At 49.7% G+C, this 14,637-nt stretch carries 12 protein-coding genes and 2 pseudogenes; 11 read left to right on the plus strand and 3 right to left on the minus strand.

Going from position 1 to position 14,637, the window contains the following annotated elements; translation table 11 throughout:
- Positions 1-244: 244 nt before the first annotated feature.
- From QUW60_RS06470 to QUW60_RS06490, 5 genes and pseudogenes are all read left to right on the plus strand, one after another.
- Entirely contained in the window at positions 245-1,600 is a 1,356-nt protein-coding gene (locus QUW60_RS06470) for an MATE family efflux transporter (RefSeq protein ID WP_289559300.1), read from the plus strand.
- Positions 1,601-1,613: 13 nt separating this feature from the next.
- The gene (locus QUW60_RS06475) at positions 1,614-1,787 is read left to right on the plus strand and encodes a hypothetical protein (RefSeq protein ID WP_289559303.1); all 174 of its coding nucleotides are present in this window, start codon (positions 1,614-1,616) and stop codon (positions 1,785-1,787) included.
- Positions 1,729-2,160 (plus strand): annotated as a pseudogene (locus QUW60_RS06480) (relaxase/mobilization nuclease domain-containing protein); the annotation flags it as partial. The gene QUW60_RS06475 and the pseudogene QUW60_RS06480, both read left to right, overlap by 59 nt.
- Positions 2,157-2,939: a hypothetical protein gene (locus tag QUW60_RS06485; protein ID WP_289559307.1), complete on the plus strand. Its 783-nt coding sequence runs from the start codon at positions 2,157-2,159 to the stop codon at positions 2,937-2,939. The pseudogene QUW60_RS06480 and the gene QUW60_RS06485, both read left to right, overlap by 4 nt.
- A 156-nt stretch (positions 2,940-3,095) precedes the next feature.
- Positions 3,096-3,992, plus strand: coding sequence for an Abi family protein (locus QUW60_RS06490; protein ID WP_258339092.1), 897 nt, complete (start codon positions 3,096-3,098; stop codon positions 3,990-3,992).
- 97 nt (positions 3,993-4,089) lie between these two features.
- Here QUW60_RS06490 and QUW60_RS06495 read toward each other — a convergent pair whose 3' ends face one another.
- The gene (locus QUW60_RS06495) at positions 4,090-4,983 is read right to left on the minus strand and encodes a helix-turn-helix domain-containing protein (RefSeq protein WP_289559309.1); all 894 of its coding nucleotides are present in this window, start codon (positions 4,981-4,983) and stop codon (positions 4,090-4,092) included.
- A gap of 170 nt (positions 4,984-5,153) precedes the next feature.
- Here QUW60_RS06495 and QUW60_RS06500 point away from each other — a divergent pair, with 170 nt between their 5' ends.
- The 6 genes from QUW60_RS06500 (at position 5,154) to QUW60_RS06525 (ending at position 10,224) form a co-directional block, all read left to right on the plus strand.
- Positions 5,154-5,810 carry a carboxymuconolactone decarboxylase family protein gene (locus tag QUW60_RS06500; RefSeq protein WP_289559311.1) on the plus strand — a complete coding sequence of 219 codons (657 nt, stop codon included), beginning with the start codon at positions 5,154-5,156 and terminating at the stop codon, positions 5,808-5,810.
- Positions 5,811-5,819: 9 nt separating this feature from the next.
- Positions 5,820-6,716 (plus strand): DMT family transporter, encoded by an 897-nt coding sequence (locus QUW60_RS06505; protein WP_289559313.1) that lies wholly within the window; start codon positions 5,820-5,822, stop codon positions 6,714-6,716.
- A gap of 28 nt (positions 6,717-6,744) precedes the next feature.
- On the plus strand, positions 6,745-7,521 hold the full coding sequence (locus QUW60_RS06510; protein ID WP_289559315.1) for an SDR family oxidoreductase: 777 nt from the start codon (positions 6,745-6,747) through the stop codon (positions 7,519-7,521).
- Between the two features lie 17 nt (positions 7,522-7,538).
- Complete coding sequence (locus QUW60_RS06515) at positions 7,539-8,384, plus strand: aldo/keto reductase (RefSeq protein ID WP_289559317.1); 846 nt, start codon at positions 7,539-7,541, stop codon at positions 8,382-8,384.
- Positions 8,385-8,402: 18 nt separating this feature from the next.
- Positions 8,403-9,440: an aldo/keto reductase gene (locus tag QUW60_RS06520; protein WP_289559319.1), complete on the plus strand. Its 1,038-nt coding sequence runs from the start codon at positions 8,403-8,405 to the stop codon at positions 9,438-9,440.
- 256 nt (positions 9,441-9,696) lie between these two features.
- Positions 9,697-10,224, plus strand: a complete 528-nt coding sequence (locus QUW60_RS06525) for a Crp/Fnr family transcriptional regulator (RefSeq protein ID WP_289559321.1) — start codon at positions 9,697-9,699, stop codon at positions 10,222-10,224.
- Positions 10,225-10,499: 275 nt separating this feature from the next.
- Here QUW60_RS06525 and QUW60_RS06530 read toward each other — a convergent pair whose 3' ends face one another.
- Both QUW60_RS06530 and QUW60_RS06535 read right to left on the minus strand, forming a co-directional pair.
- Positions 10,500-11,864 carry an efflux transporter outer membrane subunit gene (locus QUW60_RS06530; protein ID WP_289559433.1) on the minus strand — a complete coding sequence of 455 codons (1,365 nt, stop codon included), beginning with the start codon at positions 11,862-11,864 and terminating at the stop codon, positions 10,500-10,502.
- Positions 11,864-14,551, minus strand: a pseudogene (locus tag QUW60_RS06535) (efflux RND transporter permease subunit); the annotation flags it as partial. The pseudogene QUW60_RS06535 and the gene QUW60_RS06530, both read right to left, overlap by 1 nt.
- Positions 14,552-14,637 lie beyond the last annotated feature (86 nt).

Here is a 14,637-nt window from a genome sequence, read left to right on the forward strand (position 1 = left end):
AGCAACCGCCTGGAATACAGCGGAATGAGGACGAGAAAAAATGAAAGACGGATCAAGGAGAAGGAAAGGCCTGCACATTATATATAATATATGCGCGCGAGAAAGAAAAGAAGAGAAAAATAAAGGGAAAGAAAAAAAGTGGATGAGAATGTCGTAAATTTCCATTTTTTACCACAATGATAAATCCGAAGCGAACCTAAAGGCCTACTTTTGCAAACAACTCAATAATAAAAAATCAGATTCTATGCATCTCACAAAAGAAGAACAATTATTAGCAACAGGAAAGATTCCTGCGCTATTCCGAAAATTTGCAATTCCAGGGGTGATTGGGTTATTGTTTATTGGGCTTCAGCCAATGATTGACGGTGCCGTGCTAGGAAACTATGTCGGGACAGAAGCCTTGGCAAGCATCAGCATCTTTGTCCCGATATATACATTCATGACTGCACTTGCCGTCGTTGTTGGTGTAGGCTGCCAGGCCATTGTCAGCATGTCATTGGGGAGCAAAGACTACACAAGAGCACATAGTGCCTTCCGTACAGCTTTTTGGTCGCTGTCTGCCCTAGCTCTTGTCATGGGATGCGTTTTCGTGCTTGCAGCAGAACCGCTGTGCCGTTTTTTGGGCGCAAACGAAGTATTGCTCCCCTACACTGTGTCATATGTGCGGGCATTCTCCTTGTTTTTCCCGTTCATGCTGCTCACATTCTTATGCGATTATATGCTGAAAGCCATGGGACGCCCCTATTTTGCCATGCTTGTACTCGGAGGCACCGTCTTGCTCAATCTGCTTTTGAATATTCTTTTTGTCGGCGCATTCGGATGGTCCACAGCAGGATCCGGATTAGCTACAGGCATCGCATTTACCAGCGGGTTTGCAGTCATGGCGCCAACCCTACTTAAAAAGAACAGTCTGGTCAACCTCAGAAAAGGACATTTCTCCTTCAAGCTGTTAGGAAAAATGACGTACAACGGCTCATCAGAAGGGTTGTCCGAATTGTCCGCCGGCATAACGGTTTTGCTTTTCAACTGGGTGATGATGCAGACTTGGGGAGAAGTCGGAGTGGCTGCATTCACACCCATCAACTATCTGTTGAACTTGGGTATCCAAATGTTTATCGGATTATCGGATGGCATTGTCCCAATTTTGTCCTTCAACTACGGAGCCGGGCATCTGAACCGGGTGAAGGCTACACTGTTCCTAGGCTTCAAGACCAACACAGCCATCGGTATCATCCTGTTCTGCATCATGTTTTTCGGAAATGAGTTTATCATTTCCCAATTCTTTGCAGACGGAGGAAGCGATGTGCTGAAGATAACCTCCATCGGAGCAAGCATCTGCGCCTTTGCCTTTCTTCTGAACGGTTCCAATATCCTGTCGTCCAGTTTTTTCACTTCACTTGGCGATGCACGGACCTCCGTACTTGTATCTTTGCAAAGAGGCCTGCTGTTCGTTGTTTTAGGAATCATGATCTACCCCATTCTTTGGGGAGATAACGGCATATGGCTTACGGTTCCGCTGGCAGAGTTCTTCACCTTCGTATCCAGCATGTATCTGTTGAAAAAAAGACTGAACAAATGGCTTGTCAATATTCACGTATAAAACATTTACTGACATGAAAGAATGGATTAAGGTACTTTCCGACAGAGAGAGTCTGAGCGAAGATGAAATTCATTTGCTGACAGACAATCAGGAAAGAAAGAGTTTCGCAAAAAATGAAATCGTCGCCCACGAAAGATGGAATATTGTTCAGCGGTTCACGGATAGACCGCAGCATGGGCTTTTTTAAGCTGGACAAGCAGTTCGGAGGCCGTATCGCCGAGGGCTTGGAATGGAGAAACAATCTGTACCATACCCGACCAACGGCTGAAAGCGGAACAAGCCAAACGGAAACCATATATGAACCGGACAATTCATTTGAACAGACGGATAAAGCCTATTCTACCGATGGCCATGCAGAAGCATCCGGCAGCGGAACTTTCGCCGATGCCGATACGAATACAGGCACAGTCCAAGTGGGCATCAACGCACTTATCGAGTTGTGCGTCCAACCTCACCAAGCCAAGGTTTCATCCGGCGGTGGCGGTGGAGGAAACGAAAACGGCTGGGGCGAGAACGACAAGGAAAAGAAGAAACATAAACCAATAAAGATGAGAAGATGAAAGATAACTTGCAGAACATAGCCGACCTTATCGGGGCATTGGCGGAGGACATCGAGGAAATCAAGAAGATACTGGCCACAAAGGACGCTCCGGACAAGGACGAGGCGGTAAAAAGGCTTGCGTCGGATCTGGAGCCTGTCATACGTTTCTTTGGCGGCAACACGCCGGAGAACATCAACGGCATTTTCGGGAGCAAGGAAGCCATCGAGGACAGCAAAAGGTCATTGGGCGATGAAATGATTGTGAGCTTGCAGGCATACACCGATGCCAACGACAAGAATATGCGCGAGCGTGGCATCCCCACCACCAAGGATTTGCTCTACAAGATATTGGAAATGCTTACTGACCACGTGAAGCAAGGCAAACAGATTTCACAAAAGGCACAGCAAAAGCAAGGCTTCACACGGAAACTTTGGCAGGCAATCCGCCCAGACAGAGCGATAAGCGGTATCAGGCGGCTATGGGACAAAATACCCGATGGCTGGTACAAGAATCCTTACGCATGGTCTGGTGTCATTTTCACGCTCGTGTTCTTTGCCCTGTTTGCCATTAGTTGGGTACGATGGCATGAATACCGGGAGGAAAACAGGCAGTTGAGAACGGTTGCTGACAAGTACCAAGTGACCACGGTCATGCTCAACGAACTGTACCCTGAACTGGCCGTGACCGTCGGGGCATACGAGAAGCTGGTGGAAACGGTTGGAGTGGATTCCACTTTGACGATATTCAGGAAGCAACTCAGAGTTGTTCAAGAGGCATCGGACAACAAAAACAAATAAATTCGGAAAGAGCAAAGAGGCGGGCAAGTAAAGTTTTTGGATGAAAAGGAAAAATATATTTGGTTGTATGCAAATCTTTGCTTACCTTTGCAGCACGAGAACCCCCAAGCCTCTTAACAATGCTCAAATCGGGGGTCGTTTTATTTTTATACCCCAATGACAATAAATTTCCCGAAACAATACAACAGCCCGGAGGATTTGGCCGAGTTGCTATCCCAAAGAGGACTTGTTTTCGATGACAAGGAGCGTGTCTGCCGATATATCCGCAACATAGGCTATTACAGGCTAAGCGCATACTTCTATCCTTTCCTTGAAATTCCTAAAGACAGGCAGATTTTCAAGCAGGGAAGCAGCTTTGAAGCGGCAATCAAACTTTATCGGTTCGACAAGAAACTCCGTCTTTTCATGTTCAATGAGATTGAGAAGATTGAGGTTTCCCTACGCAGCACCTTGGCCAATGTCGTGGCGAAAGAGACCGGAAACATCTTTTGGATGACTGATGCTACCTTGTTCTCCAATCCCAACAAGTTCAGCCGCACGATGGAACTGATAGACAAGGAGGTCAATAATTCAAAGGAGGATTTCATCCTGCACTTCAAGAGCAAGTACAGCAATGCCTATCCTCCGGCATGGATGCTCGTGGAGATATTGCCGATGGGTGTCGTGACCCGCATCTATGAGAATATCAAGTCCAATCCGTTGAAGAAAAAGATTGCAGCCTGTTACGATTTACCCGCTCCCGTTTTTACTTCATGGCTGACAGTCATAACGCTTACCCGAAATTCCTGCTGCCACCACGCAAGGGTATGGAACAGGCAATACGCCATCAACCCGATGGTAGCACGGAAAATGAAACGGCCTTGGATAAGCGATGCTGTACCCCCACATAGGACATTTTATGAAATCTGCATCATCAAGTGGTTTATCGACATCATATCGCCCCACAACGATATGAAGCAGCATTTCCTATCCTTGCTGGAACAATATCCAAGCGTAGATTACAAGGCGATAGGCATCCCACAAGACTGGCAGGATGAACCGCTATGGCGTTAAAATGTTTTTTGTTTGATAATTTCTTCAAATAAATATCTGAAATCCTTATTCCATTGTAAAGTATAACATGGAGACAACATCCAATTTTCATCCGCATTTACCCTTGTAACCGATACTCTCCCGGCGTTTTCCTGACTTTTTTCTTGAACAGCCGACTAAAATAGGGCAGATATTGAAACCCTAATTCTTCTGCCACTTGCCCGATACTCTTTGAGGTGTCAAGCAGGCGGTCTTTGGCAATGGAGATAACCGTGTCTTGGATGTATTCCTGCGCGGACTTTCCGCACTCTTTCTTTATCAGGTCGCCGAAGTAGTTGGGCGAAAGGCAAAGCTCGGAGGCAAAATACTTGACCGTAGGCAAGCCGGACTGCATCGGCTGGCGGGAGTTGAAATAATCGTGCAACAGTTTCTCGAAACGGGTCAGCAGGTCGGTATTGACTTTCTTACGGGTAATGAACTGGCGTTCGTAGAAGCGTGTGCAATAGTCTAACAGCAACTCGATATAGACACAGACCAACGTCTGGCTGTGGTTGTCTATCGGACGATTGAGTTCTTCCGTTATCTTGTCGAAACAGTCAAGGATGATGTGCCTTTCCCGTTCGGAGAGGTGTAACGCCTCGTTTACATCGTAGGCGAAAAAGGTGTATTTCTTCATCTTTGTTGCCAACGGCGTGCCGACAATCAAGTCGGGGTGAAACAGCAGCCCCCAACCTTGCGGTTGGAAGATTTCTTCCGTTGCTTCCGCACCGATAACCTGTCCCGGAGAAATACAGACAATGCTTCCTTCCTGATAGTCGTAATACTGCCGTCCGTAGGTCAAAGTTCCGTTCTTCGCCTCCTTCAGGAACACGGCATAAAAGTCTATGTTGAATAGGAAACTGTGTATGGGCGACAGTTTGGAAAAGTCGATAATGCTCACCAATGGATGCAGCGTTTCCACGCCCATATACTTGTTGTATGCGTCTATATTTACTCTTTCTACTTTCTTCATAAGTATTCTTTTCTTGTTTGCTACTGCAAATATAAGGTATTGTTTTCTAATAGTTTCACCCTTTATCCAGATTTCAGTTATCCGTATCAAACGTTCAGTAATCAGTATAACGGCTTTCGGTAGGGAACGCTGTAATTTTGCATCGTCAGATAAAAACAAAGGATTAGATTATGGAACTGAAACATCTTACGGAACGGCAGGCGCACATCGCCTTGATTTCCATTCATACGGCTATCACCACCACCGACGTGGAGGGATTGAAGAAAGTCTTGGCAGATGCTCTGGACTTCGGCATGACCATCAACGAGATTAATGAGGAGATTGTACATCTGTATTGCTACGTGGGTTTTGCTCCGACATGCCGGGCAACCACTGTGTTTATGAACCTGGTGAATGAACGGCGCAGCAAAGGCATACACGACGAGCAGGGACGAGAAGCATCGCCCCTTGACGAGAGCGAAAGCAAGTATGCACGAGGTGAACGGCTGCAAATGTTTTGCGCGGGTATGACGGCAGAACAATTGCGCAGCGGCTTCTTCGGTTTCAATCCGTTGCTGGACTTCTGCCTGAAGGAGCATCTTTTTGCCGACCTCTTTGCTCGTGACCTGCTTTCGTATGTCGAGCGGGAGATTACCACCGTGTCTGCCCTTGCCGCTATCAAGGAGCCAATGGTGGAATCGCACTACGGCGGTGCGCTGAATGTTGGCGTGACGGAGAAACAGCTGCACGAGATACTGATGCTCATTGAGCAGGAAGTATCATTTGAGGCTGCGGAACTTGGCTCGCAACGGTTGGAGCATACATTGCAAGCACGAAAAGGAAAATAAGAATAACCTATGGGAAGTGCGTCAGAGAAATGGAAAGGTCATGTGGCTGTCCTGTGTGCCAACTTGATATTCGGACTGAACATTCCGATAAGTAAGGCTCTGCTTAGTCAATGGATGACGCCGTTCGGATATATGGCATCACGTACACTCGTGGCAACTATTATCTTCTGGATTATACAAAGTTTCTTGCCCAAAGAGAAAGTATCCCCGAAAGATTTGGCGATTATCGCTATGGGCGGTATCATGGGATTTGTCGTGTCGCAATCCCTGACAGCAGTCAGCCTGCAATACACCTCACCTGTTTATTTCTCGCTGATTGTAGCATTAAGTCCGCTGGTTGTGATGCTACTTGCCGCCATATTCCTGAAAGAACCGATTACTGGAAAGAAAATGGCAGGCGTTGTATTGGGTATTGCCGGAGCATTGCTGATGATTGCGCAGATAGACAATTCCGCATCGGGTAAAAACAATCTGTGGGGAATATTCCTTGCGGTTATCAGCGTAACAGCATTTTCCGTTTATCTGATAATCATCCGCTCGGTAGCGCAGAAATACACCACGGTGACGCAAATGAAATGGATGTTCCTCTTTGCGGCAATCATCCTTGTTCCATTGGGCTGCACCGAATATTCCGAACAAGCACTCTTTTCTACTTCATGGGGCTGGACTGGCGTATGGGAGTTGGCGTTTGTTGCAATATTGGCTACATCCATCGCCTATTTCCTCACCCCTTTCGGCATGAAATATCTGAGGGCGACCACCGTCAGCGTCTATATGAATTTACAGCCGATTGTATCAATCTGCGTCGGGCAGGACATTTTTTCATGGGACAAGCCTCTGGCGGCGGTGCTGGTTATCGCCGGGACATACGTGGTATCTACCAGCAGGGCAAAAGAAACAGCATGAATATTAACATTCTAAAAGCAATAGAATTATGAAACAGAAAGAATTACTGGCAGGCAAAGTCGCCCTCGTGACAGGCGGCAGCAGCGGCATCGGCTTCGGTACTGCAAAGAGGCTGATGGAAGAAGGCGCATTCGTCTATATCACCGGACGGCGCAAGGAGGTATTGGAACAGGCAGCCGCCAAGTTGGGCAGCGGCGTAAAGGCGGTGCAGGCGGACATTTCCAACAAGGACGATATGCTCCGGCTGGCAAACATCATCAAGGAGGAAAAAGGCGGGCTCGACATCATCTTTGCCAATGCAGGCGGAGGCAAGGCTATCCCGTTCGAGGAGGCAACGGAAGCGGACTACCGCCGCACGTTCGATGTGAACGTATGGGGCACGTACCTCACCGTGCAGACCCTGCTGCCCATCCTGCGCGACGGGGCTTCCATCATCCTGAACGCCTCCATTACAGCTTACATGGGATTGCCGGGCTTCGGACTGTACGCTGCCACGAAAGCCGCCGTCCGCTCCTTTGCCCGCAGTTGGACGACCGACTTGAAAAGCCGTGGCATCCGTGTCAATGCCGTCAGTCCGGGTGTGATACCTACCGAGGGGTACGAAGTGGTGCAGGGCATGAGCGCTGCCGATGTGCAGGCATACGCCGACCGTGTTTCTTCGGAAATCCCACTTGGGCGTGTCGGCACAAGCGAGGAATTGGGCGATGCCGTGGTATTCCTTGCGTCGGATTTGAGCAAATACATCACGGGCATCGAGTTGACGGTTGATGGCGGCATGACGCAGGTTTATGCAGGAAAGAATTAACATCAATAGAAAATACAATGGAGAAAATAAAGTTAAACAACGGCGTGGAAATGCCTATTTTGGGGCTGGGCGTTTACCAGATGTCCAAAAAAGAGTGTGAGAACAGTGTGTGCGAGGCTATCCGTCTGGGCTATCGCTCTATCGACACCGCATCGGCTTATTGCAATGAGGAAGCCGTAGGCAGCGGCATCAAGAAAAGCGGCATCGACCGCAAGGAACTGTTCATCACCACCAAGCTGTGGATTAAGGATGCAGGGTACGAGAGTGCACGGGCGGCTGTGGAGAAGTCGCTACGCAAGTTGCAGACCGACTACCTCGACCTGTACCTCATCCATCAGCCTTACGGCGATGTGTTCGGCGCATGGCGGGCAATGGAGGAAATGTACAAGGAGGGGAAAATCCGGGCTATCGGGCTGAGCAACTTCTTCCCCGACCGCTTCATGGACTTGACTTTGCACAACACGCTCATCCCGGCGGTATGCCAGATGGAGGTGCATCCCTACTGCCAGCAAATCGCGACGCAGCAGTTCCTCGGCGGATATGACACATGTCTGGAGGCATGGAGTCCGTTCGCGCAGAATCCCGCCATCTTCCAAGACGAAACGCTGAAAGCCATTGCCGCCAAGACAGGCAAGAGCGTGGCACAGGTCATCTTGCGCTGGCTCATCCAACGCGGTATCATCGTCCTTACCAAATCGACGCACACCGAACGGCTGCGCGAGAACATGGATGTGTTCGACTTCGAGCTGGATGCCGACGACATGGCAACTATCGCCAAACTTGACACCGGACGCAGCACCATCTTCGACCATCGCGACCCGGCTTGCGTCAAAATGATTTGTGAGGCACAATTCGATTATTAATCATTCAAATTTATCATTATGGAATACATCAAACTTGGAAATTCAGACTTGAACGTATCCCGCATCTGCATGGGATGCATGGGATTCGGCGACTCTACGCAGGGACCTTGCACATGGACTATCAACGAGGAACAGTCCCGCGAAATCATCAAGCGTGGATTGGAACTGGGCGTGAACTTCTTCGACACCGCCATTGCTTACCAAAGCGGCACGAGCGAGCAATACGTGGGACGTGCCCTCCGCCCCCTTGCCAAACGGGAAGATGTGGTGGTAGCCACTAAGTTCCTGCCGCGCACCGCCGACGAGATTGCCGCCGGGATCAGCGGGCAGCAGCATGTGGAGCGTATGCTTAACAAGAGCCTTGAAAATCTCGGTATGGACTATGTGGACTTGTATATCTGCCACATGTGGGACTACAACACGCCCATTGAGGAAATCATGGAGGGCATGAACAACGCGGTAAAGGCAGGCAAGGTACGCGCCATCGGCATCTCCAACAGCTTTGCCTGGCAGCTTGCCAAAGCCAATGCCATTGCCGACCGCAACGGCTGGGCGAAGTTCGTATCCGTGCAGGGGCATTACAACCTGCTGTTCCGCGAGGAAGAGCGCGAAATGGTCCCCCTCTGCGAAGAAGATAATATCGCCTTGACCCCGTACAGCGCACTGGCAGGCGGTCGCCTCTCCAAACGTCCGGGCGAAACATCGAAACGTCAGGAAGAGGACGGCGTAGCCAAGATGAAGTATGACGCCACCGCCGAACAGGATGGCGTTATCATCGCCCGTGTTGCCGAACTTGCCGACCGTTACGGCGTGACGATGACGCAAGTTGCCCTTGCATGGCTCTTACAGAAAGTAGCTTCACCCGTAGTCGGCGCTACGAAGCTGCACCACATTGAAGGAGCCGTCACCGCCCTCGACCTGAAGCTGACATCGGACGACATGGCTTATCTGGAAGAAATGTACATTCCGCACAGACTGGTGGGTGTCATGGCACTCAACAAGAAGAAGCCGATGGAGAAGGCTACTTGGTCCACGGGGAATCAGGTAATCAAGTAAACATCTCAAATAAAATATCTCCCTGTGTATTAAGCAACAGGGAGATGTTTTTTATAATATAAAAGATTTGACAAAGAATGAAATAAACGACTCCTTTTTCTTTTTAAGGGGAAACATCCATGTCACATCGTTAACAGGACATCGAAACATAATTTTTCTCTCTGCTTTCCTATGCGGAAGTGTTTTAAGGACACATTATGATATATTGATTATGCAGTAAGGTATATGGTGCTAAAATGGTACTAAATTGCAAACAATGTTCTTATTTATAATTGTAAAGAGCATAATATCAGTTTATTATAAAATTTCTTATACTGTCGTCCACAAGGAAGAGATCGACAGCAACGTCTATATCATAACCAAAGGCATCTGGAGAGCCTATCACTTCAAGTATGGAGAAGAAGCCACTGCATGGTTTGCCACACCGGGAGAATTGGTATTTTCCGCATGGGGATACATATCCGACAAACCATCCCGCCTGTCGTTCGAATCCATGACAGAAAGCGAAGCAATCTGCCTTTCCAAAAAAGAGCTGCACAAGCATTTCTACTCATCGATAACAATGGCCAATCTGGGACGCAAAATGCTGGAAAACTTCATCCTGCTTTACGAAAACTGGCTCATGGATTTGTGGAAACAGAATGCTTTCGAACGCTACATGACTCTTTTAAACGAATATCCGGAAGTCATTCAGCAAATTCCAATGAAATACATAGCTTCTTATCTAGGCATCACAGTGCAATCATTAAGCCGCATCAGAGCCTCGCTGAACGAAATGAAATAAAGGATGTGTCAAAACAAAAGTTGGCTATCAAAAAGCAATGACTAAGGGAACGAAGTGAAACATCTCGCATGTATCAGCTTATGCTTCCGAAATCCTTCGCTTTGTCACCAATGACAAAATGAAAGTTGGTTCATGTTTCGACACACCTTCCAACAGACAGCCAGAGTTGCCTTTCCTGCCCCTTCGGACAAGAAAGGCAACCTGCTCTTCAACTTCCAAACAGAATCAAAATAAAAATCCAACAGGCTCTTCTTCCCAAGGCTTCATTCCACTCCTTATTCTACACCACCGCCCAAGGCATGATACAAATTGATCATTCCCTGTATCTTATCAAATGCGTCATTTGCTTCTGTCAGTTCTGCCTGCAACAGGGCCTGCTGAGCCGTCAACACTTCCAAATAGCCGGATGCGCTGCTATACTCCATCAGTTTCCGCGTGTCATTCACGGCCGACCGCAATGCTGCCACCTGCTCGCCGACAATCTTCAGCCGTGAGTCTGCGGTCTGCCATTGCATAAGCGCGTCGTTCACTTCATTCCCGGCTTTCAGCAAACTCTGGCGGAAAGAAAGCAGCGCTTCTTCCTGCCGCGCTTTGGCAACACGCAAAGCGGCAATATTTTGGCCCCGGTTAAAAAGAGGCTGAACCAACGAACCTACTGCACCCAGCAACCAGCTGCCCGGATTAATGATTACCGCCCCATTATTGTTGGTCCATCCTGCCGAACCACTCAATGTGATGCCCGGATAGAAAGCAGACCGGACACCGTTCGTGCTATAAAATGCCTGAGCCAAAGCAGCTTCAGCCTGACGCACATCGGGACGGCTCCTCAGCAACTGCAAAGGCACGCCCACCGACAGTCTGTCAGGAAAACACTGGCCCTTGAGTGTGGTACGCTCAATACGGCCGGGAGTCCTTCCCAACAAAGCAGACAGGGAATTTTCCTGTGCCCGTATCTGTTTCTGCAACGTCAGCACAGAAGCCTCCACCGCCAGTTTGTTTGCCTTTGCCTGTGCTACGGCAGCCTCTGTCGCCTCTCCTACCCGTTTCTTCGCCTCATAGGTGCGAAACACCTCCGCCCACGACCCGGCCGTACGGCGGCTGATATCCAACTGGCGGTCGAGTGTCAGCAGATTATAATAACTGTTGGCAATGGTAGCGATAAGCTGCGTCTGCACCGCCTGACGGTATGCATCGCTTTGCTCCAAGGCAGCTTTTGCCCCACGCTTGGCATTTGTCAGTTTCCCAAAAAGGTCGACTTCCCAACCGGCAGAAGCGGCAATAGTATATGTTTTGTCTGTTTTTGTGTGGTCGTAGCTGTTCAGCTGTCCTTGCGGATTCAGCGACAGGGAAGGCAGATAAGCAAGCCGCGACGAAAACAATGCAGCTTCCGCCTCCTTCACCCGCAAGCGGGCGATGCCCAAATCGGCGTTATTCTCCAGTCCCTCACGGATGAGCGACTGCAACCGGAGGTCAGAAAACAAATCCGTCCAAGGCAGGGAAGCGATAGAAACTGTATCCTCCGCCTGCACATCCTCGCCGTAAAGTCCGTCAGTCTGTATGTCAGGACGCGAATAAGGTTTATAGATATGGCAGCCCGCCAGCAGGATGACGGCACTGCACAAGATAAAGATCCGTTTCATCATTCTTTCTCTTTTTTCTTTTCTTCAATGGCTTCTATCTCACTCTGTATTTCCCAATCGGGATTCGGCAGAAACTCTACCGGCTTCACCCGCTCCTGTATATACTGGAACAGGATGAAGAACACGGGCACAAAGAACAGGATGGCAAGAATGCCGAATATCATGCCACCTACAACGCCCGAGCCCAACGACGAGTTACCGTTGGCTCCCGCACCGCTGGCGAACATCAGCGGCAGCAAGCCGAATATCATCGCCAGCACGGTCATCAGGATGGGACGGAAACGGACACGAGCCGCAGCCAGTGCTGCCTGTACAAGCGACATGCCTGCCCGACGGCGGTCTGCCACATACTCCGTAAGCAGAATAGCGGTCTTTGCCAGCAGTCCGATCAGCATGATAAGCCCTGTCTGCATGTAAATGTTGTTCTCCAGTCCCATCAGTTTGGCGAAGACAAAACTGCCCATCAGTCCGAACGGCACAGCCAAGATAACGGCAAACGGCACAAAGAAACTTTCATACAGTCCGCACAGGATAAGGTAGACAAACACCGTACATATCAGAAAGATGACGGCAGTATTGTTTGTGGTCTGGCTCTCCTCGCGGCTGATGCCCGCAAACTCATATCCGTAACCGCGAGGCAACACTTCGGCTGCCGTTTCACGGATGGCATTGATCGCATCCCCCGAGCTGTATCCCTGCGCCGCCTCACCATTGATACCCATCGCACTGTACAAGTTGAATCGCGCCAGCGATTCAGGACCGTACACCTTGGTCAGCGTGACAAACTGGCTGAGAGGAGCCATCTCCCCATTGTTCACCCGAGTGAATATCCTGTCAAGCGATTCCGGCGTGACACGGTATTCGGGCGACGACTGGATCATCACGCGGTAAAGTTTGTTGAAGCGGTTGAAATTCGACACATACTGGCCGCTGTAATACCCTGCCAGCGTAGAGAGCACAGCATCAGCCGTCGTGCCCGCTCTTTGGCACTTGACTGCATCCACCTCAACCAGATATTGCGGAAAATTCACGTTAAACGTAGTATAGGCAGATCCGATTTCCGGCCGTTCCGACAGTGCAGCAATAAAGTCCTGCCCCACCGAATAAAGCTCATTCACGCTGCCGCCCGCACGGTCTTGCAGGTAAATCTCAAAACCGTTGGCCACACCGTAGCCGTCAATCAGCGGAGGAGCCATGGCAAAGATGTTCGCATCAGGGATGTCGGCTGCAAACGCATTAATCTTTGCAAGCACCGCATCAATCGCCTGTTCTTTGTCCTTGCGTTCGCTCCAGTCGGTCAGCATGGCGATAACCATGCCGCTCGACGGTCCGGCACCTCCAATCAGTCCGTATCCGGCCGTTTCCGAAGCAATCTTGATTTCGGGAATGCTATCCAGCTTCCGTTCGATCTTTTCCATAATTTCTGAAGTGCGGGCAATGGAACTGCCCGGAGGCGTAGTGACGTTCACCATCACGCTGCCCATGTCCTCATCGGGCAGCAGTCCGGTCTTGGTGGTGTTCATCATCCAGGCCAGAGCAGCCACAGCGCAGGCCAATATGCCCACAGCCATCCAGCGCCGGCGGATAAAGAACAGCACGCCTCCCATATAATGGTTGGATACCACACCGAATGCCGCATTGAATGCCGTGCGGAACCTTGCGGCAAAGTTCTTCTTCATCTGCCCTTCTTCATCCAGGTACGGACGGAGCATCAGCGCACAGAGAGCGGGCGAAAGCGTCAGGGCATTGATGGCAGAGATACCTACAGCAGCAGCCATGGTCAGACCGAACTGCATGTAGAATGTGCCGCTGGTGCCTCCCATCATTGACACGGGAATAAACACCGCCATGAAAACCAGCGTGGTGGTAATGATGGCAGAGGTGATGCCGCCCATCGCGTCAAACGTAGCCATATAAGACGACTTGTATCCCACATCGAACTTGGCCTGCACCGCCTCGACCACGATAATCGCATCGTCAACCACAATACCGATGGCAAGCACCAAAGCGAACAGCGTCAGCAGGTTGATGCTGAAGCCCGCAACCGACATGAAAGCGAACGTACCGATCAGCGACACCAGAATCGAAATGGCGGGAATCACCATCGACTTCACATCCTGCAAGAACACGTAGGTGATGATGACCACCAAGAGGAATGCCTCGAACAGTGTCTTCACAACCTGGTGCATGGAAGCGTCGAGGAAGTTTTTCGTAGAGTACAGTTCGGCAAACTCTACCCCTTTGGGCAGATTTTCCGACATCTCCTCCACCTGCGCGTCAATCTGCGTAATGACTTCCGTAGCGTTCGATCCTGCCGTCTGATAAACCATGAACAAGGCACCGGGCTTTCCGTTGGTCATGCTCCTGTAGTTGTATGCCTCATCACCCAACTGAATGCGTGCCACATCCTTCAGACGAAGCACTTCGCCTGTGGGAAGCGACTTGATGACAATACTGCCGAACTCTTCCGGCGTGACAAGACGGCCCTTGTATTTCATCGTGTACTGGAATACACCTTCGTAGTTCTCGCCGAACGAACCTGTAGCCGATTCGATGTTCTGCGCATTCAGCGCCGAAGTCACATCACCGGGCACCACGCCGTACTGGGCCATCACATCAGGCTTCAGCCAGATGCGCATACCGTAGTTTGACCCAAGCAGGGTGACTTCGCCCACCCCAGTGATACGTTTCAGCGTACAAAAAGGATACTTTTGAAAACAGAAAAACAGAAAAAGACGATAAATTTCTATTTTTGCAGTAAAAACAGAAACAG

The sequence above is a fragment of the Bacteroides gallinaceum genome, from assembly GCF_030373775.1.
Classification (GTDB): Bacteria; Bacteroidota; Bacteroidia; order Bacteroidales; family Bacteroidaceae; genus Phocaeicola; species Phocaeicola excrementipullorum.

Excerpts from the sequence above, each read along its gene's own strand:
- QUW60_RS06470 (WP_289559300.1), top strand. The coding sequence starts at position 245 with ATGCATCTCACAAAAGAAGAACAATTATTAGCAACAGGAAAGATTCCT.
- QUW60_RS06475 (WP_289559303.1), top strand. The coding sequence starts at position 1,614 with ATGAAAGAATGGATTAAGGTACTTTCCGACAGAGAGAGTCTGAGCGAA.
- QUW60_RS06485 (WP_289559307.1), top strand. The coding sequence starts at position 2,157 with ATGAAAGATAACTTGCAGAACATAGCCGACCTTATCGGGGCATTGGCG.
- QUW60_RS06490 (WP_258339092.1), top strand. The coding sequence starts at position 3,096 with ATGACAATAAATTTCCCGAAACAATACAACAGCCCGGAGGATTTGGCC.
- QUW60_RS06495 (WP_289559309.1), bottom strand. The coding sequence starts at position 4,983 with ATGAAGAAAGTAGAAAGAGTAAATATAGACGCATACAACAAGTATATG.
- QUW60_RS06500 (WP_289559311.1), top strand. The coding sequence starts at position 5,154 with ATGGAACTGAAACATCTTACGGAACGGCAGGCGCACATCGCCTTGATT.
- QUW60_RS06505 (WP_289559313.1), top strand. The coding sequence starts at position 5,820 with ATGGGAAGTGCGTCAGAGAAATGGAAAGGTCATGTGGCTGTCCTGTGT.
- QUW60_RS06510 (WP_289559315.1), top strand. The coding sequence starts at position 6,745 with ATGAAACAGAAAGAATTACTGGCAGGCAAAGTCGCCCTCGTGACAGGC.
- QUW60_RS06515 (WP_289559317.1), top strand. The coding sequence starts at position 7,539 with ATGGAGAAAATAAAGTTAAACAACGGCGTGGAAATGCCTATTTTGGGG.
- QUW60_RS06520 (WP_289559319.1), top strand. The coding sequence starts at position 8,403 with ATGGAATACATCAAACTTGGAAATTCAGACTTGAACGTATCCCGCATC.
- QUW60_RS06525 (WP_289559321.1), top strand. The coding sequence starts at position 9,697 with ATGTTCTTATTTATAATTGTAAAGAGCATAATATCAGTTTATTATAAA.
- QUW60_RS06530 (WP_289559433.1), bottom strand. The coding sequence starts at position 11,864 with ATGAAACGGATCTTTATCTTGTGCAGTGCCGTCATCCTGCTGGCGGGC.